This window comes from Neisseria sp. P0001.S007 (assembly GCF_051963655.1).
Classification (GTDB): Bacteria; Pseudomonadota; Gammaproteobacteria; order Burkholderiales; family Neisseriaceae; genus Neisseria; species Neisseria subflava_A.
Map to the genome: position 1 here is coordinate 19,121 of NZ_JBQCUB010000011.1, position 26,272 is coordinate 45,392.

The following is a 26,272-nucleotide window of genomic DNA, read 5'->3' on the forward strand; positions in this document are numbered from 1 at the left end:
CAGTATAGATAATTCCCAGTAAGAGATATATACTCGAATTATTGATACAACGTTTCCTAATAAGAAATAATGGATACCCTATTTAGCCTAAAAGTTTTCCGCCAAGTTGTTCAAAGCGGCAGCTTTACCCGTGCCGCCGATCAGATCGGCATTTCCACCGCCATGGCCAGCAAACACGTCAGCCATCTGGAAAACACCATTCAAGCCAAGCTCTTACACCGCAACAGCCGCAACCTCCATCTGACCGAAGCAGGCGAAGAATACTACCGCCAATGCAGCTACGCGCTGGATACCTTGGACACTGCCGCCCAAAAAGCGGCAGGCGGTACCGACACGCCGCAAGGTATGTTGCGCGTTACCATGCCCCTATGGTTTGCAGGCGGCAATATGAGCGCATGGCTAGCAGAATACCGCCAGCGTTATCCCAAAGTAACGCTCGACCTCGTCCTCGACAACCGCCATATCGACCTCATCGCCGAAGGTTTCGACCTCGCCTTGCGCGTTTCCAAAACCCCCTCCCCTTCGCTGATCGTCAAACCGCTGGCCAAAATCGAATTCGTCCTGCTTGCCGCCCCCGACTATCTTGCCCAACACGGCACACCCGATACGCCCGAAGCCGTCATGCAGCACCAAGCCATCCTGCCTTCCTATACCAGTCAACAAGACTGGGAAATTACCCACCGCACCACAGGAGAAAAAGCCATCCTCCACCTCTCCCCCGTTATCCGCAGCGACAACACGCTGATGATACGCGAGCTGATTAAAGCAGGCGCAGGCATAGGCTATCAGCCCCTTTGGGCAGTCCAGCAGGAATTGAAGGACGGCACATTGATCCAACTCCTGCCCGATTACACCATCTGGACAGATCAACTGAACGCCACTTATGTCGACAGGGCATTTCTCAGTGCGAAAGTGCGCAGCTTTATCGACTTTCTCAATGAAAAAATATCGGAAGGATAAACATCAAGGCCGTCTGAAACACTTTTCAGACGGCCTTTAATCAAAGCAACAATCCAATCAATAATTGGTCGAGCAGAACTGTTCGCGTTTGTCCGCATCAGCGGCATAGCATGTCAAACCCATGCCTGACGCATTGCTGTTGTTCGCTTTCGCACCCGGTTTTTTGTTCACCAAAACCTTACCGTTTTTACCGATTTCCACGGTTACGCCTTTGCCGTTTTTCAGCTTCCATTTCAACACTTGCGCATCGGCACTTTGACATTTGCTGACCGTACAGCCGCCTTCTGTCGCAACATTACCATTTTTATAAATCACGCACTGCTGCTGGCTGTCGGTACAGGCGGCATAGGCAGCAACGGAGAAACAGGAAATCAGCGCGGCAAACAAAACAGGTTTCATGGTTTGAACTCCTAAGGTTGTGATGATGGGTTTGTGATATTTGGAACTATACGCTTGTTTGCATGTGCCTACTACAAAATGTATCGTTAACATTCAACGGGCGTAGCACTATATCCATTCCACTAATTATCTAATTCGCCCCATACGATAAAGGCCGTCTGAACATCACTTTTCAGACGGCCTTCAATTGGTTTTCTACCTTACCGCTTCAACTTCGCAAACGCATCCGCCATTGCCGAATTGGTTGGGGCTCGCTCGTTACGTTGGGGTTTGAGGTCGCGGCGTTCTTGATGTCGGGTTTCAGACGGCCTGTTGCTTTTGGCGGCACAGCCCGGTTCGTCATCCAAACGCATGGTGAGTGCAATGCGTTTACGCGCAGCATCGACTTCCAGTACTTTCACTTTCACCACATCGCCGGCTTTCACGACTTCGCGCGGGTCTTGGACGAAACGATTGGACAGGGCGGAGATGTGCACCAAGCCGTCCTGATGGACGCCGATGTCCACGAATGCGCCGAAGTTAGCGACGTTGGAAACCACGCCTTCGAGTATCATGCCGACTTGCAAGTCGCTGATTTCGTGTATGCCTTCGGCGAATGAGGCCGTCTGAAACTCGCCACGCGGATCGCGGCCGGGTTTTTCTAGCTCGGACAAAATATCCAAAATGGTCGGCAGGCCGAAGCGTTCGTCGATAAAGTCGGATGCTTTGATTTGCTTCACGCGCTCGCGGTTGCCGATAAGTTCGGCGGCGGTAATGCCTTGTTGCGCCAGCATTTTGGCGACAACGGGATAGGCTTCGGGGTGGACGGCACTCGCGTCCAACGGCTCTTTGCCGCCGTTAATCCGCAAAAAGCCTGCTGCCTGCTCGAAGGTTTTTTCGCCCAAACGCGGTACTTTCAGCAATTTTTTGCGGCTGTCGAACGCGCCGTTTTCATCGCGGTAGGCAACAATATTTTGGGCAAGGGTTTGATTCAAACCGGAAATCCGCGCCAAGAGCGGGGCGGAGGCGGTGTTCACATCCACGCCGACGGCGTTCACACAGTCTTCGACCACTGCATTCAGCGATTTGGCGAGCTGGCTTTGGTTCACGTCGTGCTGATACTGCCCCACGCCGATGGATTTGGGGTCGATTTTGACCAACTCGGCGAGCGGGTCTTGCAGCCTGCGGGCGATGGACACCGCGCCGCGCAGGGAAACGTCCAAGTCGGGGAACTCGCGCGCCGCCAGTTCGGACGCGGAATAAATCGATGCGCCGGCTTCGGAAACGACGATTTTGTGCAGCCCCATTTCGGGCATTCCGCGCACCAGTTCGCCCGCGATTTTGTCGGTTTCGCGGCTGGCAGTGCCGTTGCCGATGGCGATGAGTTTCACGCCGTGTTGTTTAATCAGGCGCGACAGCGTTGCCAACATATTGTTTTCTTGATGCAAATAGACGATGACCGTATCCAGCAACTTGCCCGTGTCGTCCACCACGGCGCATTTCACGCCGTTGCGGTAGCCGGGGTCGAGACCCAAAGTAGTTATCCGTCCGGCGGGCGCGGCGAGCAGCAAGTCTTTGAGATTGCGGGCGAACACGGTAATCGCGTCGGTATCAGCGGCTTCTTTCAGACGATTTAGTGCTTCAAGCTCCAACGACAAAAAGATTTTCGCGCGCCAAGTCAGGCGTACGGTATCGCGCAGCCATTTGTGGCCGTCTGAAACCTTAAAACGGCGGGCGATGATTTGCTCGTATTCGCTTTGCTGCGTAATCGGCGTGTCGTCGGGCTGGTATTTGAGCGCGATGTTCAACACGCCTTCGTTGCGGCCACGCAAAACCGCCAGCGCGCGGTGGCTGGGCATGGTGCGGATGGGTTCGCGGTGGTCGAAATAATCGCTGAATTTTTCGCCTTCGGTTTCTTTGCCTTCAACGACTTGCGCGTGGATTTCGGCTTCGTTCCACAGCTTGTCGCGCAGCGTGCCGATGAGTTCCGCGTCTTCGGCAAACTGCTCCATCAGAATCGCACGCGCGCCGTCCAGCGCGGCCTTGGTGTCGGGGACGTTTTCGTTCAGGTAGCCCTGCGCGGCGGCTTCCACGTCCTGCGGCTGCTCGGTAAGCAACACGTCCGCCAGCGGCTGCAAACCGTGTTCACGCGCGATTTGCGCTTTGGTACGGCGTTTGGGTTTATAGGGCAGATACAGGTCTTCCAGCGCGGTTTTGTTGTCGGCAGCTTCGATTTGCGCCCTGAGGTCGTCTGAAAGCTTGCCTTGCTCTTCAATACTTTTTAAAACAACGGCTTTGCGATCTTCCAATTCGCGCAGATATTGCAGCCGCTCGGCAAGCTGGCGCAGCTGCGTATCGTCCAGCCCACCCGTGGCTTCTTTACGGTAACGCGCGATAAAGGGTACGGTCGCGCCGTCGTCCAAAAGCTCAATGGCGGCATTGATTTGCGCGGTAGTGGCGGAGAGTTCTTGGGAGAGAATTTGAGTAATGTTCATCAATAGAATTCCAACGGACAGGCCGTCTGAAATTTCAGACGGCCTGATTTAAAAAACAATCGCTTTAAGGCAGCGAATTATAATATTCGTAGGCTTTGTCCATATCTTCAAACTGGTGCATATGCCCTTTTTCCAGCACCATCGCATTATCGCAATATTGCTTCATGGCGCTGTGGCTGTGCGACACCAAAATGATGGAACGGTCTTTGCGCTTTTCAAACAACTCGTACTTACATTTATCGGCAAAGCGCGAGTCGCCCACTGCAATCACTTCGTCAATCAAATAGCAGTCAAATTCTACAGCCAACGACAAAGCAAATGCCAAACGCGCCTTCATACCTGAAGAATAACGCTTAACCGACTCGTAAAGATACTGACCCAGCTCGGAAAACTCTTCGGTAAAGTTCTTCACATAATCGATATCGACATTGTAGATCCGGCAGATGAAACGCAAATTGTCCATACCGGTCAGACTGCCTTGAAACGCACCGGAGAATGCCAAAGGCCAAGAAATACTCATCGTCCGCTTGATTTCGCCCGTGGTCGGCGGCTCAACGCCGCTAATCAAACGAATAAGCGTCGATTTACCTGCACCGTTGCGGCCGAGAATACCGATTTTCTCGCCCTTCTCCATTTTGAAGTTGATATCGTGCAAGACTGTCCGCCAACCTTGGCGGGTCAGATAGCGCTTGGAAACGTGTTCAACTGAAATCATTGCGGCTCAACCCCTTTGCTGAATCTCGCCACCATCGCCAAACCAAGCAGCAGCAAAACTAAATTACACAACAAAATATACCAAGGATTTTCGTAAGTCGTAACGCTGTTACCAAAATATCCGGCACGGAACATTTCTGTACCATGCACCATCGGAAGCATCAGCACATAGTGTTGCAACTGCTGAGGCAGGTTGTGTACGAAGAAAAACACGCCGGACAAAGGCATCATCACAAAACTGATGGTACTCCAAACCTTGCCAAACGGCTCAAAGTGAAATGCCACCGAACAGATGACCAGCCCCAATCCAACGGCAAACATAGCCATCAAAAGCCAAGCCAACAACATATAGAAAATATCTGCCGGTACATCAATCCAGCCGATGACGACCAATGCGAACATAATCACAACCTGCGCAATCGTAGCACCGGCAATCTCCAACAACATACGCGCAAAAATGGTATCTAAAACACGTACATTTCGGTGATACAGCAGGCTTGTGTTGGCCGCAATCGAACCGATAGCGCGATTAGAGGCATTACGCCACATCATCATCATCGGATAGCCTGTCAGCGTGAAAGCCACGATATTCAAGGCTGACACATTGTTCATGCGGAAGAATTTCCACATCAACACCATAACCAAAGTCAGCAGCAAAGGTTCGACAAACAACCACAAAAAACCAATGTTATTACGACCGTAGCGAGTAATAATTTCACGCATTAAGAGTGCGCCGATTACCCTTTTTTGGATAAGCAGCGACTCCAAAAACGATGTTTTATGTAGCTCTTTCATCAGTTTTTATGCTCACGGATACTTGCAGACAGCAACACGGCAATGCCATAGACAATCAAACCGATGACAAACGTTGCCACAATGTTGTACAGACGGTTTGGCTCATGCGCCAAGTCAGGTTTGTTTGGCTGGGAAATCACTTCCAAATATAATTGCTGACGATCTGCTTCCGCTTTTGCACTTTCCAAAGAAGTCATCGCCGCAGCCAATTGTTTCTCAGCCAATTCGTTTTCCAAATACACGCGCTGATATTCCGCCGCCTGATTGGACAACGAACCCTCGCCGCCGCCGGAAATCGCTTTCATTTGTTGCGAGATTTCTTTACGCAAGCTCTTCTCACGCGCAATCAAACCTGGAATTTGCGGGTTCTCAGGCGTAACAGCTTTGACCTGGTCAAGCTGGGTTTGAATAACAATCAACTCGTCCTGCAATTTAGACACCAAACCCATTTGCACATCAGATTGCGCCTTTAAGTCAAAAATACCGTTGGAAACACGGAATTTTGTCAATTGAGCCGAAGCTTCTTTAACTTTCTCTTCAGCCGAATTGACCACTTCCTGAGCATAACGAATCGTATCCTGACGCGCACGTTCGTTCAGCTGGTTGATCAATACCTCACCCTGTTTGAGCAAAGCATCATTGATCTTTTGAGATTCACCGGCATTGAAAGATGTAACGCTCAAATTAGAAATGCCTGAGACAGAGTCAAAATGGATGGATACCTTATCGCGGTAGTATTGATAAAACGCTTCATCCTCGCCACGCAGGCCAAAACCATTAAAACGGCTGAAAATGTCGCCTTCTTTTTCATAAAAATCACGAACGGGCATTTTCTTACGCAACGCGTCCAAAGCCGAACGCGACTGCATATATTCCTGCACGGTATAAATATCGTCTTGCGCACGAGAGAAACCAGACCCCTGCAAAATAGCGCCCAAGCCGTTCAAAGACGATTGGCTCTTAGGAGAACGCACCACAAAGCTGGACTGGGATGTGAACTGATCAGAAGCAAATAGTCCGTAATACACACCGGAACACAAAGTCGGCACGATAACCATTACCCAAAGCAACGGATTAATCTTACGCAACCAAGACTTTTTGGCCTTTTTCTTTTCGGGAGCCGGTTGTTCCGGTTTCACATCCACATTTGCAGAAACTTGCTCAGACATTATTTTCCCCATTAGTTCACTAAATTATTAATACTGTTCGCACCGCTAACCACAGGCGAGAACACAAATGACAAGAACTTGCGTACTTCAGCCATCGGCGCATTCGATACGTACACCACGTCCTTATCCTTCACAGGGAAACGCTGCATCCAAAACATAGAATTCGCATCTGCCAGGTTCAGACGGTAGACCACAGGAATCTCCGCACGATCGCCATAACCCTTTTCAACCCATTTGGATTGTTTTTCCGGAGGCAGCTCGGACAAAGGCGCATAGCGGAATACAAATACGCCGCGCGCATCTGCACGATAATCCTGCAAACCGCCCATACGTCCCACAGCCTCAGCCAAAGACAAGCCCTTCACAGAGAAACCAATCTGCTGCGTATGACCGACCGCACCCATAGACGTAAACGTGCTTGGATTAGTAATCATTGTGACTACGTCACCGCGGCGCAACAAAATATTTTGACGCGGATGCGCCACCAAATCTTCCAAAGCAATCGTTCTCACAACATTACCGCGTGTCAGCTGTACGTTCGTATCCTGAACATTCGCAGTCGAACCGCCCACGGCAGCCACCGCATCCAACACACGCTCGCCTGCAGCCGTCAAAGGCATACGCACACTGTTACCCGCACGGATAACCGATACATTAGCCGCATTGTTTTGCACCATGCGCACCATTACCTGCGGCTGGTTCGCCATTTTTTTCAGACGGCCTTTAATAATGTTTTGCACCTGAACCGGTGTTTTACCAAGGACAGACACATCGCCGATAAATGGCACAGAAATCGTACCTGAAGAGCTGACCATCTGTTCTGGCAGCTTAGTTTGCTGCGCATTACCCGAACCGGTAGACGACAAAGCCCCACCGAACAACACAGCCGGAGGAGCTTCCCAAATCGTAATGTCCAGCACATCGCCTATATTGATAGCCCCTATTGATGATGTACCATCACCCAACTGAGCAAATGACTGATTAACTTGCGCTTGATATAGTGACTGAGCCACCGCACCATTCACATCAATCAATTCCACCTCCGGCACTTCGGCCGTAGCCGGCTGTTGCCCCAAAGCAACAACATTTCGCGTACTCGGACCAGAATTAGGAAGAGAAGAGCATGCAGCCAACAGACTGACGTACAACAATAACATACCCCTGCGGGTAAGACATTCTGCTTTCAACATTGATTAAATCTCACTATACTTTTAATTAAGCACGACCATTATAACACCTGATGAAATATTAGGCCGTCTGAAAACCTGACATAAGTATCAAAAAACATCACATTACAACGAATACCGTCATGAGAAAACTTAAAAAACTGATTCGACAACCAGGTGTATTCTTCCGCGACTATCTCAACAAAAGATACCCTGTTCGCAACGCCGAACAGCGTACAATAGAGTTTGACGAACCAGTCATTATCGACAACAGCCTGTATTTAGCCGAACTTGAAAATAGTATCAACCTTCCCCCTATTAAAGTTGATGTCGTTTTCACATGGGTAAATAACCAAGATCCCAAATGGCAGCAACGCCGCCGCCAACATAGCCCTACTGCCGAACAAAACGCACTTCACAATAATGACGAAGCCCGTTTCAGCAACCACAACGAACTTTACTATTCACTTCACAGCGTGCGTACCTTCCTGCCGTGGGTCAACCATATCTACATCATTACCGACAACCAACGCCCCGATTGGCTCAATCCTGTCGACTATCCCAACGTCAGCATAATAGATCACAGTCAAATCATTGACCCGCAATACCTGCCCACCTTCAATTCGCATGTAATCGAAGCACACCTGCACAACATTCCCAATCTAAATGAACACTTCATCTATTTTAACGATGATGTATTTGTTGCCCGTCCATTACCGAAGGAACACTTCTTTCACGCCAACGGCATTGCCTCACTTTTTATTGCAGACAAGAGCCTAAAACAAATGTCCGAAAGAGGAACCGATACACCCACTCTTTCCGCCTCAAAAAACTGTATCGCACTATTACAACAGCACTACGACTGCCGCATCGACCGTCCGTTAGTACACACCTATATCCCACTGCATAAAAGCAGCTTTCAATTTGCTTGGCAGCACTACCGTACTGAGATTGAAGCCTTTTTATCCAACCGTTTCCGTTCTAACCACGATCTCAATCTTGCCACCTTCCTCGTACCTTGGCTGATGTTTTTAAACAGGAAATCTACAGTAGGTAATGAAATATGTTATTATTTTAATATCCGCTCCAACAAAGCGCCTGCACAATATATCAAGCTCTTAGAAAATAAAAAAAATGGGCGGCAGCCACACTCTTTTTGTGCCAACGATTTTCACAGCCAGCAACAGATTAAAAACTACCAGGACAAACTGATTCAAATGCTGGAAAATTACTTCAAAACCAAATAAAAATAAAAGGTCAAAAAAATGAACAATAAAAAATTTCGGAAGCTCTTACGAGACCCTAAACTCTTTTTCCGCGACATGTACACCAAACGCGTAATGAAACTCAAAAAATACCTTCCCTTAAAATACGAAGGTAATAATCAATTTACAATCGTTTCGGCCGTTTATAACGTCGAAAAATACCTTGATGAATACTTTGACAGTATCGTCAAACAAAGCTTGAATTTCAAAAAACACATTCAAATCATTCTAGTAGATGATGGATCAACCGACCATTCGGCAGAAATCATCAAACGATGGCAAGCCAAATTTCCCCAAAATATCCATTATTTTTATAAAGAAAATGGCGGTCAGGCCTCGGCACGCAATCTGGGTTTGCAACATGTTGAAACCGAATGGGTAACATTCATAGATCCAGATGATTTTGTTTCTTCTGATTACTTCTACAAAACAGACAACTTCTTAAGTAATAATGCCAACATTAGCATAGTAGGTTGCCCATTAGTCTTCTATTTTGAAGATAAAGACATGGTGAAAGATACACACCCCTTAAAATATCGTTTTGCTAAAGGGGATGTTGTCCTTCCATTATCTAATCTAAAAGATCACCTACAATTATCTGCAAGTACTGCTTTTTTCAAAATTGATAATATCCGTAATGCAAATATTTATTTTGATGAGGCAATGAAACCTAGCTTTGAAGATGCAAAATTTGTTACTGATTATATTCTAAATACTGATGCCTCAACTAATGCTGCTTTTCTGTCAAAAATCAGTTATTTTTATCGAAAACGTTCTGATGGTTCGTCCACATTAGATGGAGCATGGAACAATCCATTACTATTTTCTAGGGTAATTGAAAAAGGCTGTATTGAAATTTTGAAAACAGCCAAAATGAAATTTGGAAAAATCCCTGAGCATATTCAAAGAATCGTCCTATACCATATCATCTGGTATTTTGGTCGTATCGTAAACAAACCTGCAGCATTGTCACACCTAAGTGAAGAGCAAAAAAAACATTTCGTTGCCTTATTACATGAAATGTTCTCATATATTGATGAGGCAACAATTCTTCGCTTTAATTTAGCAGGAACATGGTTTTTCCAAAAAGTAGCTCTGCTCGGTTTATTTAAAAATACGACACCTAAGAATCAAATTGCTTATGTTGAAGATTTTGATTTGAAGAAGAAACAGATTTTGGTGAAATATTTTTCAAATTTCCCAATTGTTGAGCAATGGGTAATTAATGGTAAGGAAATATTCCCTAAATACCAAAAAGAAGTTGTCTATGACTTTCTAGGCAGTTTATACACTAAAGAATACCGCACATGGCTTCCTTGTAACGATATGGGAAGTTTAGAACTTTTTTTAGCCGGTAACAGAGCCAAATTAACATTCTCAGGAAAACAATTTGACAAACTACCAATCGAAACGGTATTCACTTCATTCAAACAAAAATCCACAGTTAAATCGAATGACTGGATTTTAATGGATAGGGACAATCAGGCCGATGATAATGCAGAACACTTATATCGTTATATTAGTGAAAATCATCCAGAACAAGATATTTATTTTGCCCTGAAAAAAACCTCCTCTGATTGGAAAAGGCTCGAACAAGATGGGTTTAATTTGCTTGAATTTGGCTCATCTGCATTTGAGAGTAAATTAAAAGACTGCGCAAAAATCATCAGTAGTCATGTTGATGGATATATCACACATTATTTCAAAGATAATTCCCTATTAGATAAAGACTACGTCTTTTTACAACATGGCATTACGAAAGATGATTTATCAGGTTGGTTAAATACCAAAAAAATTGCTTGTTTCGTTACAGCGACAAATCCAGAATACCATTCTATTGTGGACAATACGACTGCTTATAAATTTGGTAAAAAAGAAGTTAAACTAACAGGCTTCCCTCGTTATGACCGTTTACTCATCAATAACAATACCGAATCTAAACAGATTTTAATCATGCCAACATGGCGTAGCTCCATTGTAGGCACATATATTTCAGGTACAGAACGAACAAGAAACCCTGATTTCATGAAAACTAACTATGCCAGACATTGGCATGGCTTCATGAATCACGTCATATTAAAAGAACTGAATGATCAAGGTTATCAAATCGTCTTTGCACCACATCCAAGTATTCAGGAATACATGGATGAGTTCACTGTGCCTGACTTTATTAAAATCTATAGCTATTCAGAAGGTAACATCCAATCCGTCTTCCAAAATACTAGCGTCTTGATTACAGACTATTCATCTGTTGCATTTGATGTAGCCTACTTGAATAAAGCTATTTTGTATTATCAATTTGATTATGATGAAGTATTCTCCAGTGGAAATCACACCTATCAAAAAGGTTATTTTGACTATAACCGAGATGGTTTTGGTGCAGTTGCTTATAATGAAACAGAACTTCTGGCAGCATTAAAAGATCTAGTAAACAATCAAGCTAAAGTACCTGATTTATATCAAAAACGTATCGACAAAACATTCCAATTTAGGGATTCAAATAATTGTGAGCGTGTCTATCAGTCTATTACAGCACTTGACCAACCTGACACTACAGATAATCTGCCTATTATTCAGAATATGATTGCCCAAGCTGAAAAACTTCATGCATGGGACTTGGCAGCAACCCGTATCCAAACTCTGCTTGATACAGGCCGTCTGAATGCGGAAGAAACAGCTGATTATCGCCATCGTTATCTGAACGCTTTATTTGAAAGCAACCAGTTTGACACTTTGCAAAACCTGTTACCTGATTATCCCGATACCGCAGGTTACTGGCATGCGAAAATAGACTTATATATCGGTAATGCCGTTAAAGGGGCGGAATTTTTTGCTGAAAACGAGCATATAGGAACGCAAAATGATTTACTTATTGCATTACTTGCAGCCTCGTTTCATCAAGCAAAAAGGCCGTCTGAAAAACTGTTTGCCCGGATAGGTACAGACTTACCCGACTCATATCAACCTTTGTTGACCGTAGCACAAAAGCTATCGGAGCAGAATTATTTTGTAGCATTGGCTTTACTGAAAACGTATATTGATAGCTTGGATGATCGCCAAAAAGGCTATCTAAAACCCGAGCTGTTGGCTTCTTACCTCTGCATGAAACTTGGTAACTTACAAGGCGCGCATCAGTTTTTGGTTGCTTTTGAAAACCATACTCAAAATGATCCAAGTTGCCGTATCGCGATTGCAAGACTGGCAAAATTACGCGGTGATTCTGAAAAACTATTTACCCAGCTTAACCGTGCCTTTGAAGAAAATCTGCTCTTAATTCCTGAAGATTTAACAGTCGATTATCTGAAAAAAATGTACGCTACCGGCAACACTGACGGCGAAGGATATCTATTGGCTCAACTGCGCCAAAAATATCCTGAGAATCCGTCTTTGGCCTTGTATGAAGCTGAAAAACTTGCTCAAAACCAAGATTGGGAGTCTGTCACCAAAATATTGGCTGATTTTGCACAAACCTCACCGGAAACGATGTATCTTTATACAACTGCTTTATGCCGTCTGAAAAACCATCAGGCAGCACAACGTTATTTTGACAGCCTCTCTCTACAAGACACAGCAGCATATTGGAAACTGGCAGCTGAAATAGCCGAAGCTAAAGGTGACAAGGCATTACAGGCTGAGTGTCTGAAAAAACAATTGGCTTGTTTAGAGTAATCTCTGTCTTATCTTAAAAAAAGGCCGTCTGAAAACTTTTATGTTTTCAGACGGCCTTTACTGTTAATACACTAATCAAGCTACCATATATCTACTTCATATTTTAATTCAGATTAATGTCCGAATCAGTAATATGGATGTCCAACAGCAAATTATTGATAATGGTATTGGACAAGAATACTGTGTTGCCTGAAAAATCTATGTGCTTTTGAATTTTTTCAAAGTCAAACTCACATAATACAACTGTAGGCAATGCTTCTTTCAGCTCTTTAATATCCGGATAAAACTCTGATACTTTAGCCGATGAAATGACCACTTGATTTTCAAGGTTATGATCAATTACATCTGGTAGCTTTTTGAAAGTCTCCAAAATCGGCGTACGGATAGAATGCAGATACAATGGATCTTTGCCACCATAGTATTTATGATTGCCCAAAAATGGGTCGATTGCAAAGGTTTTGTACCCACCAATTAAGCCGTGATATACCGCTCCTGTACCGCCTGATGATGCACCGCAAATAACTACGTTTTTCTTATCTACGCCATAAATATTCATCAGGCTCTTAATGAAACGCTGGATATTGTCTTCGATATTTTCATCAAACTTTGTATTCAACCCGTGACTGCCAAACGCGTCTGATACATCAGCCATACGGATGATGTAAGTATTTGGCATAATGCTGTTGCTGATAAATGGAAATGGGTGGCTATAATAACGGTCAACCATATTCTCATTACTCTTATTGGTATAAGAGAACAACACCAATAGGTTTTTCTTGTTGGCACTCAATACTTTCGGTGCTTCAACAGTATAAATGACATTTTCCAACTCATGGAAAGAGTCTGGGAAATAAGCCAAAAGATCTTTATAACTGTGCTTGTTCACGCGACGGAACACACTTACACCCATTTTGTGTTCAACAGCTAAAAAGCCTCTATTATTTAGCTCATAAACATAATCACTTAGACCATGATTCCGAGCATAGCTTAGGAAAAACTCATTACTGTCGCCTTTAACACCAATGTATTCAACTTCCGGCTTATCCAAGTACTCGGCTAAATTAATGCCTTTATTTTTTTCAACATTCAGGATGTAGCATAATTCGCTGCCAAGATAAATGGACGTAACTTCTAAAATCTCACTAAATTTATCCTCAATTTTTGCCCAATCGGCTTCAGCAAATTTAAAAGACAATACTGTCTTTTCTTGATTAACCGATTGCGGGTAACTTCCATAAACTTCTGAAATATATTTTAGAAATTTATGGAAGCCGGAAATCTTAGAAACTTTGCTCTTATTGCGCTCAATAAAGTTAAAAGTTTGTCCTGATGTTGAATAGCTGACGCTGACAAAATAGTCGTTCAACAGAAAATCAAACACTATACTTTGATTGTTATAAATCCAAGCGTTAACCTTTTGAGGATCAATCTTGGCTTTTCGTAAGATGTTTTGCTGAATTTTATATAAATCCATTTTATAAACCCTGCTGATATTTTTCCAACAATGCTTTTTTGTCGGTTTTGTGGTTGGTGCTGACTGGAATTTCATCAATGTGAATAAATTCAGACGGCATCATGTAAGACGGTAAATTTTGTACTAATGCGTCTTTGATCGCCTGAGTATCTGCACTTTGCTTGGCTGTATAGAAACACACCAAACGCAATACTGCGCCTGTGTTGCGTTTCAAAGCCACTACTGCCACATTATCAAAGGCAAATTCCTTAAGGTTAAGGATTTTTTCTTCAATTTCTGAAAGTTCGATACGGTAGCCATTGAGCTTAATCTGCTCGTCTTTACGGCCTTGTACATAGAACAATCCATTTTTTTCAAAACCGTAGTCACCTGTTTTATAAGTACGGTTATCTGCACTGTGTACGACCAAGCGTTTAGCATTTTCAGTTTCGTTGTTCAGATAGCCACGCATTACATGGTTACCGCTAATCCAAATCTCTTCGTCAACAATCTCTAATTGGGAATTAAGCACAGCAACGCCTACAGGCAACTCTTCTTCTGCCGCCAGCATATCAGGTGTAATATCAACGTAAGTTGTTGCTACAGTAGCTTCAGTCGGACCATAGGTATTGATAACACGGACACCGGGAAATTTTTGAAAAATCATATTTACTACTGGTTTGCCAAGTTTTTCGCCACAGAACAAAAATTCTTTCAAACTCGGTAAAGTAGCCTGACTACATTTAGGGTTAAGCAGCTGCTGCATGGCAAAAGAAGGCGTGGAAACCCAAGTAGTAATTTGTTGTTTGGCCAAAAAATCAATCCAGGTGGCAGGATTAGAAATAGCATCACGACTGTTCATGACAATGCAACCGCCGTAAGCCAAGTTGCCAAAGATTTCGTACATTGACAAATCAAACGCAAACGGAGCCTGATTCATAAACACATTAGGTGCGGCTAAATTAAGCTGCTCTTTCATCCATTTCATCAGGTTGAATACAGCCTCACGACCGATTTGCACACCCTTAGGTGCGCCGGTTGTTCCTGAAGTAAACATGATGTAAGCCAAATCTTTTTCAGCCAGCTCTACTTCTTCGTCAGTCTGCTTTTCAAAAGTTTGCGTTGCCGAACGGTACACAAAACGTGCTTTCGACAGTTGGCAGATATTGTTCAGACGGCTTTCAGGATAAATACTATCCACCGGAATAAAAGGGATTTTGTTTAATAAGCAGGCATAAATTGCCACTGCAAAATCAATTTCTTTATGGCCGTGCAACACCAGAGGAATGTTTTTGGTAATATCTGCTATGCTTTTGTAAGCCTCGATAAATGCGGCTATTTTTACGCGCAACTCTTCCCAAGAACATTCCTGAGTATCATTAACTAACGCTTTTCCCGAAGTTTGGCTGAAACGGTATTCCAAAAAATCATCAAGATTTTGGAATTCATTTAATTGTTTCATGATTTAGCCTTTGTAATTATTTTCAACATATTGAATGATATTGGCTGAGTTTGCCAAAATATCAACCAGTTGCTCAAACGGCAAATCAACATCAAATTTTTGTTTGATGGCCATAACCAAATCCATTGCGCTCACAGAATCAATAAGTCCTGTAGACAACAATTCTTCATTTGCTGACACTTGTTTTTGTGCAACTTGTGAAATCAACGCCAAAACTTCGTTAGATACTGACATGGTAAGATCCTTTTATTAAAATTGAAATGATAACGCTTTGCACCCTGTGCATAACACTGTGATTATCCCATATTTTTTTACTTTTCAGGTAACTAAATATACAATAACCAAATAAAGCAATCCCTCTTTGACAACACTTACACTAGGCCATCTGAAAGCGTTTGTATTTTCAGCCAACCGGTTTCACGACTCCCAAACACAATTTTAATTAAGGAAAACCAATGACTATTCTTATCACCGGCGGTACCGGTTTTATCGGTTCTCATACCGTTGTTTCCCTGCTGAAATCAGGCTTTAATGCCGTGATTTTGGACAATTTGTGCAATTCGTCTGCCAACATCCTCCCGCGCTTGGAAAAGATTACCGGCAAGTCTGTGCCTTTTTACCAAGGGGATATCCGTGATCGTGAAGTGTTGCGTCAAATCTTTGCAGAACACGATATTGATGCCGTCATCCATTTTGCCGGCTTGAAGGCAGTCGGTGAAAGCGTGGCCGAACCAATGAAATACTACGACAACAATGTGTCTGGCAGCTTGGTTTTGGCTGAAGAAATGGCGCGTGCCGGCGTATTTAAGATTGTATTCAGCTCATCTGCTACGGTTTACGGCGATCCGGGTAAAGTACCTTATACGGAAGATATGCAACCGGGGGATACGACCAGCCCTTACGGTACGTCCAAGTCTATGGTGGAGCGCATTTTGACGGATATCCAAAAGGCCGATCCGCGCTGGAGCGTGATTTTGTTGCGCTATTTCAACCCTATCGGTGCGCATGAAAGCGGTTTGATCGGCGAGCAGCCAAACGGTATCCCAAACAATCTGCTGCCTTATATCTGCCAAGTGGCTTCAGGCAAGCTGCCGCAATTGTCGGTTTTCGGCGATGACTACCCTACCCCAGACGGTACGGGTATGCGCGACTATATCCATGTGATGGATTTGGCGGAAGGCCATGTGGCGGCGATGCAGGCGAAAAGCGATATTTCGGGTGTACACCTGTTTAATTTGGGTTCGGGACGTGCTTATTCGGTATTGGAAATCATCCGTGCCTTTGAAGCGGCCTCCGACTTGACCATTCCATTCCAAATCAAACCGCGTCGCGATGGCGATTTGGCCTGTTTCTATGCCGACCCTGCCTACACCAAAGCGCAAACCGGTTGGGAAACCAAGCGTGATTTAGCGCAGATGATGGAAGATTCATGGCGTTGGGTCAGCAACAACCCAAATGGCTACGACGATTAAGTTGAACTGATACAGGCCGTCTGAAAGAGATGTTTTCAGACGGCCTCTTTATCTGAAAAACACACTTTCTGTCTGCTATAATCTGTTTATATTATTTTGACTATCCTCTGAAACTTATGAAAAAAATCCTTGTTACCGGCGGCGCGGGCTTTATCGGTTCTGCCGTTGTCCGTCATATTATCCAAAACACCCAAGACTCTGTCGTCAATGTCGATAAGCTGACTTATGCCGGCAATTTGGAATCTTTGACCGAGGTAGCAGGCAATCCTCGCTATGCTTTTGAGCAAGTGGATATTTGCGACCGCGCCGAACTCGACCGCGTATTCGCACAACACCAGCCTGATGCCGTGATGCACTTGGCTGCGGAAAGCCATGTCGACCGCTCTATCGATTCGGCAGGCGAGTTTATCCAAACCAATATCGTCGGTACATTCAATCTGCTTGAAGCAGCCCGCGCCTACTGGCAACAAATGCCGTCTGAAAAACGCGAAGCCTTCCGTTTCCACCATATTTCTACCGATGAAGTCTATGGCGATTTGCACGGTACGGACGATTTGTTCACCGAAACCACGCCATACGCGCCGTCCAGCCCCTACTCTGCCTCTAAAGCGTCCAGCGACCACCTCGTCCGCGCATGGTTGCGTACTTACGGTTTGCCGACCATTGTAACCAACTGCTCCAACAACTACGGCCCTTACCATTTCCCGGAAAAACTCATTCCGCTGATGATTCTGAACGCGCTTGACGGCAAACCGCTGCCCGTTTACGGCGACGGTATGCAAATCCGCGACTGGCTGTTTGTCGAAGACCACGCGCGCGCGCTGTATCAGGTTGTTACCGAAGGTGTTGTCGGCGAGACCTACAATATCGGCGGCCACAATGAAAAAGCCAATATTGAAGTCGTCAAAACCATCTGCACCCTGCTGGAAGAGCTTGTTCCTGAAAAACCGGCCGGCGTGGCGCGTTATGAAGATTTGATTACTTTCGTACAAGACCGCCCCGGCCATGACGTGCGCTACGCCATCGACGCTGCCAAAATCGGCAGGGAGCTGGGCTGGAAACCTCAGGAAACATTCGAATCCGGCATCCGCAAAACAGTGCAATGGTATTTGGACAACAAAACCTGGTGGCAAAACGTATTGAACGGCAGCTATCGTTTAGAGCGTTTAGGCACCGGAAAATAAGTTTTCAGACGGCCTGTTCCCACTATTAGGCCGTCTGAGAATCACGCAAACACACACTACTCAGGAGAAAACCCATGAAAGGCATTATCCTTGCAGGTGGCAGCGGCACACGCCTCTACCCCATCACACGCGGAGTATCCAAACAACTGCTGCCCGTGTACGACAAGCCCATGATTTACTATCCGCTGTCCGTACTGATGCTGGCAGGAATCCGCGATATTTTGGTGATTACCACGCCCGAAGACAACGCCTCTTTCAAGCGCCTGCTTGGCGACGGCGGCGATTTCGGCATTTCCATCAGCTATGCCGTTCAACCCAGTCCGGACGGTTTGGCACAGGCATTTATCATCGGTGAAGAATTTATCGGCAACGACAATGTTTGCTTGGTTTTGGGCGACAATATTTTCTACGGCCAATCATTTACGCAAACATTGAAACAGGCCGCCGCCAAGACCCACGGCGCAACCGTATTCGGTTATCAGGTCAAAGATCCCGAGCGTTTCGGCGTGGTTGAATTTGACGAAAACTTCAACGCCCTGTCTATCGAAGAGAAACCGCAACAGCCCAAATCCGATTGGGCGGTAACCGGCTTGTACTTCTACGACCAACGCGTCGTCGAGTTCGCCAAACAAATCAAACCGTCTGCCCGCGGCGAATTGGAAATTTCCGACCTCAACCAAATGTATTTGGAAGACGGTTCATTGTCGGTGCAACTTTTGGGACGCGGTTTTGCATGGCTGGACACCGGCACTCACGAGAGCCTGCACGAAGCTGCTTCATTCGTCCAAACCGTACAAAACATCCAAGACCTGCAAATCGCCTGCCTGGAAGAAATTGCTTGGCGCAACGGTTGGCTTTCCGATGAAAAACTGGAAGAGCTGGCACGCCCGATGTCGAAAAACCAATACGGCCAATATTTGCTGCGCCTGTTGAAAAAATAATATTTGAGGCCGTCTGAAACTTTTCAGACGGCCTTTAGATGAAAGATAAAACGATGAACATCATTGATACCGCCATTCCCGACGTAAAACTGCTTGAGCCGCAAGTCTTCGGCGACGCGCGCGGCTTTTTTATGGAAACCTTCCGCGACGAGTGGTTCAAGACCCAAGTCTGCGACCGCACCTTTGTGCAGGAAAACCACTCCAAATCCAGCAAAGGCGTATTGCGCGGTCTGCACTATCAAACTGAAAACACACAAGGCAAACTCGTGCGCGTGGTTGTCGGCGAAGTATTCGACGTGGCTGTCGATATGCGTAAAGACTCCCCCACTTTCGGCAAATGGGTAGGCGAGATTCTGTCCGCAGAAAACAAACGCCAACTGTGGGTACCCGAAGGTTTCGCTCACGGCTTCTATGTACTGAGCGATGAAGCCGAGTTCGTCTATAAATGCACAGACTATTACAACCCAAAAGCCGAACACTCGCTGATTTGGAATGATCCGACCGTCGGCATCGACTGGCCGCTGCAAGGCGAGCCAAACCTGTCGCCTAAAGACTTGGCAGGCAAAGTATTGACCGAAGCAGTCACGTTTGAATAACTTCAAAACATAACAGAATCAACTGTTTATATTTTGTAGTATTAGAAAGTTTCAAATGAATTTAAATAAAATTAGAAAATTTTTTAGAGAACCCCATATCTTCTTTAGGGATTTTCTAAATAAACGCTTTCCTCCTTATAATGTAGAACAGCCTATTCCTGAAACTGAAGAATTCACTCTGATCAATGCAGATGCAAATCTTGCATCACTCACAGAAAACGTTTTGCCAAACTTCCCCATCGATGTTGTTTTTACTTGGGTCGACAATACCGATAAAGCATGGCAAGAACAGTATTACCGTACCCTGCAGCCTATTGATCAGGAAGATATCGGCCTGTATGCGACCGATCCTGCCCGCTTTTCCAACCATAATGAACTTTTTTATTCAGTACAGGCAGTACAGAAGTTTATGCCGTGGATCCGCAATATTTTTATTGTAACGGCGGATCAAAAACCTAAATGGTTAGATGAAAACACCCATTCTAAAATTAAATTAATCAATCATTCGCAAATTATTGACGCCAAATACTTGCCAACGTTCAATTCCCACGTCATTGAAGCAAACTTATATAAAATTCCAGATTTAAGTGAACATTTTATTTATTTTAATGATGATGTTTTTGTTGCAAGACCACTGATGCCTAATCACTTTTTTGAAAATAATGGCTTGGCTTCCCTATTTGTTGCCAATAAAAGTTTTCAAAAAATGCGTCAACGGGGTCTAATCACACCGACATTGACCGCATCAGAACACGCATTAAAGCTCTTAAAAAGACATTATCCGACAATTAATATCAATACACCGTTGGTACATACTTACGTTCCGCTACGGAAAACATCCTTTCAAAAAGCATGGTCATTATTTGAAGATGAAATAAATTCTTTTCTAAATAACAAGGTGCGCCATAATTCTGAACTTAATATGGCCAGTTTTTTAGTACCTTGGTTGATGTACCTTGACGGATATGCCACACCGAAACGTGAAATTTGCTACTATTTCAATATACGCAGTTCACACGCCCAAACTCAATATAAGAAATTGTTATTCAAGAAGAAATACCTTCATATGCCCCACTCCTTCTGCATTAACGATTCAAGCAGTAATAATGCGGATAAAAACTATGCCCTACATTTCCGTAATTTTATGGACACTTACTTTGAAATAGAGGCAGAATAAATTCTTACATTAATGACATTTGATAGATAACATAATAATTTAAAATGATTTTTTCAACATTCGGCCTATTTAAACAACGTCTCTTGCTAACCAAATTTTTAGACAAAATTTCAACGGATAAGACCGCAGTATTTTGGGGCAAGAAACATCCCAAACGCAGAAAATTAGCACATATCTTAAGATTGCCCCTGCTCAATCTTGAGGACGGCTTTTTACGCTCGCTCGGACTGGGCGTCGCCGGTTATCCTCCCTATTCCATAGTCTATGACGACATCGGCATCTACTACGACACTACCCGCCCTTCGCGTTTGGAACAACTGATTCTTGCCGCCGATACTATGCCGTCTGAAACCCTGGCTCAGGCGCGACAGGCGATGGATTTCATCCTGCAACACCATCTGTCAAAATACAACCACGCGCCCGAACTTTCAGACGATCATCCTTTACGCTCCCCATCCAAACCCGAAACCGTCCTCATCATTGACCAAACCTTCGGCGATATGGCCATCCAATATGGCGGCGCAGACGCCTCTACGTTTGAACTGATGTTTCAGACGGCCTTGAATGAAAATCCGCAAGCCGATATCTGGGTAAAAACCCATCCCGATGTTTTGTGCGGCAAAAAACAAGGCTATCTGACCCAGCTGGCACAGCAACACCGCGTCCATCTTTTGGCAGAAGACATCAATCCGATTTCTTTGTTGCAAAACGTCGATAAAGTTTATTGCGTTACCTCGCAAATGGGTTTTGAGGCGCTTTTGTGCGGCAAACCACTGACCACTTTCGGCCTGCCGTGGTACGCCGGATGGGGCGTAAGCGACGACCGCCACCCAAAAATCGACAGCCTTGTTCAAACCCAACGCCGCCCCCCCCGCAACTTGCTGCAACTCTTCGCCGCAGCCTATCTGCAATACAGCCGCTACCTCAACCCCAATACCGGCGAAGCAGGCAGCCTCTTTGATGTTATCGACTATCTGGCGACAATCAAACGCAAAAACGACAAATTGCGTGGTGAGTTATATTGCGTCAGCATGTCTTTGTGGAAACGCGCGGTTGCCAAACCGTTCTTTAACGTACCCTCATGCCGTCTGAAATTTATCTCTTCCACCCAAAAACTGGCCGGAGTCAAACTGTCCGACGATGCACGCATCCTTGCCTGGGGCAACGGCAAAGAGGCCATCGTCCGTTTTGCCGAACAACACAACATCCCCCTGTTGCGCATGGAAGACGGCTTTATCCGCTCGGTCGGACTCGGCTCTAATTTAGTCCCGCCGCTGTCGCTCGTTACCGACGATATGGGCATTTATTTCAATGCCGAAACCCCGTCCCGTCTTGAACACATCCTGCAAAACCAAAACTTCGACGATCAAGACTTTCAGACGGCCTTGAAGCTGCAAAAAATGCTGACCGAAAACCACATCAGCAAATACAACGTCGGCAGCTCAGACTTCACCGCCCCGTTAACCGACAAAACCGTGATCCTCGTTCCCGGCCAGGTCGAAGATGATGCGTCTATCCGCTACGGTTCGCCCCAAATCTATCGCAATCTGGATCTGCTCCGTACCATACGCAAACGCAATCCCGATGCCTATATCATCTACAAACCGCATCCCGATGTAGTCAGCGGTAACCGTATCGGCCATATCTCTCCTGAAGATACGGCACGATATGCCGACCAAACCGCCGAACAAGCCGACATCCTGACTTGTCTCCGATACGCAGACGAAGTACATACCATGACTTCGCTGACCGGTTTTGAAGCCTTGTTGCGCGGCAAAAAAGTCAGCTGCTACGGCCTGCCTTTCTATGCAGGTTGGGGGCTTACCCAAGATCTGCTCCCTATTCCGCGCCGCAGTCGCAGACTTGAACTTTGGCAGCTGATTGCCGGCACGCTCATCCACTATCCTGACTACATCCACCCCGAAACCCATCAGGCCATCAATGCGGAAACTGCAGCCCAAATCCTGATACGACAAAAAAATATGCAAAAAAACAACAACGGATTACATCGCGGGTACTTTGCTAAAAAATTAGGTAAAATCAAACAACTATATCGATCTTTTAAATAAATACCATCTAAATTAACAATACGTCATGAACTTGCCTCTATTGTGGCATCATTGCTTTTGCATCGTTAATTCTCTTGGCGTATGCTTGAAAGTTCAACCTAAAACTATTACATAAAAAACAAAACCACATTGCGACATGAAACAGACCGTCCTCAAAAACAACCTGCAAAACCTGCTTGAAAGCGCAGAAAATATCCTGCTGCTTCAAGGCCCTGTCGGCGATTTTTTTCTGCGCCTTGCCAATTGGCTGACTGAAAACGGCAAAACTGTACATAAATTCAACTTTAATGCAGGCGACGACTATTTTTATCCGCCCACTCAAGCGCATACCGTTGTTTTTAACGACAACTACGATGCCTTTCCTGAATTCTTGCAAGAATACATCGTTCAACATCACATCCAGGCGGTTGTCTGCTTTGGCGACACACGCCCTTATCACGTCATTGCAAAACGCATTGCAAACGAAAACCAAGCCAGTTTCTGGGCATTTGAAGAAGGCTATTTCCGCCCCTACTACATCACCTTAGAAAAAGACGGCGTCAACGCATTTTCCCCGTTGCCGCGCCGTGCCGACTTTTTTTTGGAACAATTCCCCAAGCTGGTCCAGCAAGAATACAAAGCGCCGACGCCGGTACGCGGCGGGTTTATGCCCATGGCCAAAAATGCCGTCCGTTACTATATCGAATTGTTCCGCAATCCGAACAAGTACCCGAACTACATCCACCACCGCGCATCCAATGCCGGCCATTACCTCAAACTGTGGTCGATCTCCATCCTCAAGCGTTTGAACTACTATATTGAAGACATCCAAATCGCCAAACGCGTGGAGGCGGGCAAATACGGCAAATTTTTTATTGTTCCCTTGCAGGTATTCAACGACAGCCAAGTCCGCATCCATTGTGACTTTTCCAGCGTCCGCAGCTTCCTGCTCCATATTTTGGCCTCCTTTGCCGCGCACGCGCCTGCCGATACCAACCTCATCATCAAGCATCATCCGATGGACCGCGGCTTTATCGACTACTCGCGCGACATCAAACGCTTTATCAAAAAACACCCCAAACTCAAAGGCCGTATCACTTACGTCCATGATGTCCCCCTGCCCGTTTTCCTGCGCCACGGCCTCGGCATGGTTACCATCAACAGCACCAGCGGCCTGTCCGGTCTGATTCACAATATGCCAGTCAAAGTACTCGGTCGTGCCTATTATGATATTCCCGGCATTACTGACCAAAATACCTTGGCAGAATTTTGGAATCATCCGACACCGCCTGACAAAGAGCTGTTCCATGCCTACCGAATGTACCACCTCAACGTGACCCAAATTAACGGTAACTTCTACAGTCAGGTCTTTTTTCCTCACAAAAACACATCCGACTCTTCCACACCGACAACCTGACTTAGTGAAGGAAAAGTTCAGGCCGTCTGAAAAACATTTCAGACGGCCTGAAGCAAACAATATCTTAGCTACTGCCATGTAAATAAAACATAAAAACTGCATTTATCATTAACAATAAATTACAAAGACAGTATAATAACTGAGATGTCATAAAAGCATACCAACTCAAGCTGAGGCCTTAATAACACACAAAATATGGATGTACTCCCAGGCAAAACAATATAACAAGCCAAACATCCTAAAGATAAGCCAGCAAGGCAATACACTTTACAAAACTGTGGCGAGCAATATTTTTACAAAGCCCTCAGCCGGTATTGCCGCCCATATGCTGCAGCATCCGTCTTCCACTTTATATCCGCCCGCAAACCATGACCGCCGCTCCTGATATCCTCTACCGGCAAGCCGCCGCCCTTTTGGAACAATCCAATACCGCCCAAGCCCTGCCCCTGCTGCAACAGGCCGCAGAGCAGGGTTATACGGAAGCTGCTTTTGTATTGGGCAATCATCTGCTGCAAAATGGTCATCCGGAGCAGGCACTTCCATGGCTGGAAGCCGCCGCGGCCCAACGCCATCCCAAGGCACTCTTTATCCTGCTGCAACAACGCGAACACAACGGTACCCCAACAGGACAGCTTCTTAACGACTACGCCTGGCTGGGTGAGCAAGGTCATCTTGAAGCCCAATTAATCCTCATGCGTTACCACGCGCAGCGCAACGATCCACAATCCCTTTACTGGGCGGAACTTGCTGCCGCCCGATATGCCGCGCCTGCATATTACCATCTGGCACGCCATCATCAACGCCAAGGCGACGTTGCGACAGCCATCGAACAATACGAAAAAGCGGCCGCGCTCGGCGTAACTGCCGCCTGTTGGCAACTCGGTCAAATCTACTTCTACGGCACAGGCATCAGCCCCGACCACGCACAAGCCGAACACTATCTCGAACAAGCCACGCAAGCCGGCCACATCGCCGCACAAACCCTGCTGGCCGACCTTCTTGCCGCCCAACGCAAACCCGAAGCCTTGGAATGGTATCGTTGTGCCGCCGATAAAGAGCAAGCGGAAGCTCAAGCCAAGCTGGCCCAATATGCCCTGACCGGCGAACTTTCCAAACGCGACCCGTTCCAAGCGGCGCGCTATGCCAAAGCCGCCGCTGAGAAAAACCATCCCGAAGCCCTGAAAATCATGGGCGACCTCTACCGCTACGGCCTCGGCATCAAAGCCGACAACCATGTCGCGCACGATTACTACCACCGGGCCGCCGCGCTGGGTTCTGCCGCCGCCGCACAAAAACTCATCAGCGACGCCGCGCTGTACCATCCGCAACAATACGAACAAATCAAAACAGCCGCCCTGCAACAGCAACAAACCGAAACCATCTACCGTTTGGCGGAAGCACAAGCCCACGCCATCGGCCGTCCAGCCGACTACAATGCCGCGCGTAAGAATTACATGGAAGCTGCCGAGTTCCACCATAAAAACGCGGCGGCAGCCTTAGGCCGCATCTACCATTACGGCCTCGGTACAGCGCAAGACCCTCGGGCGGCTGCACACTGGTACGCCATCGCTGCCGAACAAAACCACCCTTCCGCCCAATACCACCTCGCCTGTTTTTACTATCACGGGCAAGGTGTCGGCTGTCATGTTCCGACCGCCTGCTACTGGCTGCAGGCCGCCATCAGCAACGGCCACACTTCGGCCGAATCTTTAACATCCCTATTAGAACAATGGCGCCGCGAAGCGCATCATGCCATCGGACAAAAGGCCGTCTGAAAAGATTTACACTCGCATTTTTTGACAATCTTTAACTATTACCCTAATATTTGCCAGTTATTTTTCACGGACACGTCATCGTTTTCATTTCTTTCTGAAAACACCTTGTCCGCGCATCAATACCATGACACTCGGC

20 protein-coding genes are annotated in these 26,272 nt (G+C 45.9%); 11 read left to right on the plus strand and 9 right to left on the minus strand.

What is annotated here, in order from left to right; genetic code table 11:
- Positions 1 to 69: 69 nt before the first annotated feature.
- Positions 70 to 960, plus strand: coding sequence for a LysR family transcriptional regulator (locus ACTHRE_RS09665; protein WP_377073394.1), 891 nt, complete (start codon positions 70 to 72; stop codon positions 958 to 960).
- A 57-nt stretch (positions 961 to 1,017) separates the two neighbouring features.
- Here ACTHRE_RS09665 and ACTHRE_RS09670 read toward each other — a convergent pair whose 3' ends face one another.
- The 6 genes from ACTHRE_RS09670 to ACTHRE_RS09695 form a co-directional block, all read right to left on the minus strand.
- On the minus strand, positions 1,018 to 1,359 hold the full coding sequence (locus tag ACTHRE_RS09670) for a hypothetical protein (RefSeq protein WP_003683849.1): 342 nt from the start codon (positions 1,357 to 1,359) through the stop codon (positions 1,018 to 1,020).
- A gap of 200 nt (positions 1,360 to 1,559) precedes the next feature.
- Entirely contained in the window at positions 1,560 to 3,833 is a 2,274-nt protein-coding gene (locus ACTHRE_RS09675; RefSeq protein ID WP_440345030.1) for a Tex family protein, read from the minus strand.
- Positions 3,834 to 3,897: 64 nt separating this feature from the next.
- Positions 3,898 to 4,548 (minus strand): ABC transporter ATP-binding protein, encoded by a 651-nt coding sequence (locus ACTHRE_RS09680; RefSeq protein ID WP_440345269.1) that lies wholly within the window; start codon positions 4,546 to 4,548, stop codon positions 3,898 to 3,900.
- Positions 4,545 to 5,342: an ABC transporter permease gene (locus ACTHRE_RS09685; RefSeq protein ID WP_049332909.1), complete on the minus strand. Its 798-nt coding sequence runs from the start codon at positions 5,340 to 5,342 to the stop codon at positions 4,545 to 4,547. Before ACTHRE_RS09685 ends, ACTHRE_RS09680 begins: the two co-directional genes overlap by 4 nt.
- Positions 5,342 to 6,511: a capsule biosynthesis protein gene (locus tag ACTHRE_RS09690; protein ID WP_440345031.1), complete on the minus strand. Its 1,170-nt coding sequence runs from the start codon at positions 6,509 to 6,511 to the stop codon at positions 5,342 to 5,344. The genes ACTHRE_RS09685 and ACTHRE_RS09690 overlap by 1 nt, the downstream gene beginning before the upstream one ends.
- An 11-nt stretch (positions 6,512 to 6,522) precedes the next feature.
- Positions 6,523 to 7,701 carry a polysaccharide biosynthesis/export family protein gene (locus ACTHRE_RS09695; RefSeq protein WP_440345032.1) on the minus strand — a complete coding sequence of 393 codons (1,179 nt, stop codon included), beginning with the start codon at positions 7,699 to 7,701 and terminating at the stop codon, positions 6,523 to 6,525.
- A gap of 119 nt (positions 7,702 to 7,820) precedes the next feature.
- Between ACTHRE_RS09695 and ACTHRE_RS09700 the strand changes: the two genes are divergently transcribed.
- Together ACTHRE_RS09700 and ACTHRE_RS09705 are read left to right on the plus strand one after the other, a co-directional pair.
- Complete coding sequence (locus ACTHRE_RS09700; RefSeq protein ID WP_377073403.1) at positions 7,821 to 8,924, plus strand: stealth family protein; 1,104 nt, start codon at positions 7,821 to 7,823, stop codon at positions 8,922 to 8,924.
- A gap of 18 nt (positions 8,925 to 8,942) precedes the next feature.
- On the plus strand, positions 8,943 to 12,611 hold the full coding sequence (locus ACTHRE_RS09705) for a CDP-glycerol glycerophosphotransferase family protein (RefSeq protein ID WP_377073404.1): 3,669 nt from the start codon (positions 8,943 to 8,945) through the stop codon (positions 12,609 to 12,611).
- A gap of 103 nt (positions 12,612 to 12,714) precedes the next feature.
- Here the strand turns inward: ACTHRE_RS09705 and ACTHRE_RS09710 are convergent, their stop codons facing one another.
- Genes ACTHRE_RS09710 through ACTHRE_RS09720 form a run of 3 tightly spaced genes read right to left on the minus strand, consistent with a single transcriptional unit; the run spans position 12,715 to position 15,760 of the window.
- Positions 12,715 to 14,085 (minus strand): XcbB/CpsF family capsular polysaccharide biosynthesis protein, encoded by a 1,371-nt coding sequence (locus ACTHRE_RS09710; protein WP_377073406.1) that lies wholly within the window; start codon positions 14,083 to 14,085, stop codon positions 12,715 to 12,717.
- A gap of 1 nt (position 14,086) precedes the next feature.
- Complete coding sequence (locus tag ACTHRE_RS09715; protein WP_296184415.1) at positions 14,087 to 15,526, minus strand: AMP-binding protein; 1,440 nt, start codon at positions 15,524 to 15,526, stop codon at positions 14,087 to 14,089.
- Positions 15,527 to 15,529: 3 nt separating this feature from the next.
- Entirely contained in the window at positions 15,530 to 15,760 is a 231-nt protein-coding gene (locus ACTHRE_RS09720; protein WP_003747973.1) for an acyl carrier protein, read from the minus strand.
- A gap of 221 nt (positions 15,761 to 15,981) precedes the next feature.
- On the opposite strand from ACTHRE_RS09720, the gene galE reads away from it, so the two are divergent.
- The 8 genes from galE to ACTHRE_RS09760 all read left to right on the plus strand — a co-directional run bounded on the left by galE (position 15,982) and on the right by ACTHRE_RS09760 (position 26,136).
- Complete coding sequence (gene galE, locus ACTHRE_RS09725; RefSeq protein ID WP_296184414.1) at positions 15,982 to 16,998, plus strand: UDP-glucose 4-epimerase GalE; 1,017 nt, start codon at positions 15,982 to 15,984, stop codon at positions 16,996 to 16,998.
- Between the two features lie 116 nt (positions 16,999 to 17,114).
- Entirely contained in the window at positions 17,115 to 18,182 is a 1,068-nt protein-coding gene (rffG, locus tag ACTHRE_RS09730) for a dTDP-glucose 4,6-dehydratase (RefSeq protein WP_070584357.1), read from the plus strand.
- A 74-nt stretch (positions 18,183 to 18,256) separates the two neighbouring features.
- Positions 18,257 to 19,123, plus strand: a complete 867-nt coding sequence (rfbA, locus tag ACTHRE_RS09735; RefSeq protein WP_070584359.1) for a glucose-1-phosphate thymidylyltransferase RfbA — start codon at positions 18,257 to 18,259, stop codon at positions 19,121 to 19,123.
- Positions 19,124 to 19,176: 53 nt separating this feature from the next.
- Positions 19,177 to 19,719, plus strand: a complete 543-nt coding sequence (rfbC, locus tag ACTHRE_RS09740; protein WP_440345047.1) for a dTDP-4-dehydrorhamnose 3,5-epimerase — start codon at positions 19,177 to 19,179, stop codon at positions 19,717 to 19,719.
- Positions 19,720 to 19,774: 55 nt separating this feature from the next.
- The gene (locus ACTHRE_RS09745; protein ID WP_440345033.1) at positions 19,775 to 20,896 is read left to right on the plus strand and encodes a stealth family protein; all 1,122 of its coding nucleotides are present in this window, start codon (positions 19,775 to 19,777) and stop codon (positions 20,894 to 20,896) included.
- A gap of 44 nt (positions 20,897 to 20,940) precedes the next feature.
- Positions 20,941 to 22,965, plus strand: a complete 2,025-nt coding sequence (locus ACTHRE_RS09750) for a capsular polysaccharide biosynthesis protein (RefSeq protein WP_440345270.1) — start codon at positions 20,941 to 20,943, stop codon at positions 22,963 to 22,965.
- A 136-nt stretch (positions 22,966 to 23,101) separates the two neighbouring features.
- Positions 23,102 to 24,361 carry a capsule biosynthesis protein gene (locus ACTHRE_RS09755; protein ID WP_440345034.1) on the plus strand — a complete coding sequence of 420 codons (1,260 nt, stop codon included), beginning with the start codon at positions 23,102 to 23,104 and terminating at the stop codon, positions 24,359 to 24,361.
- 368 nt (positions 24,362 to 24,729) lie between these two features.
- Positions 24,730 to 26,136, plus strand: a complete 1,407-nt coding sequence (locus ACTHRE_RS09760; protein ID WP_070646508.1) for an SEL1-like repeat protein — start codon at positions 24,730 to 24,732, stop codon at positions 26,134 to 26,136.
- Positions 26,137 to 26,272 lie beyond the last annotated feature (136 nt).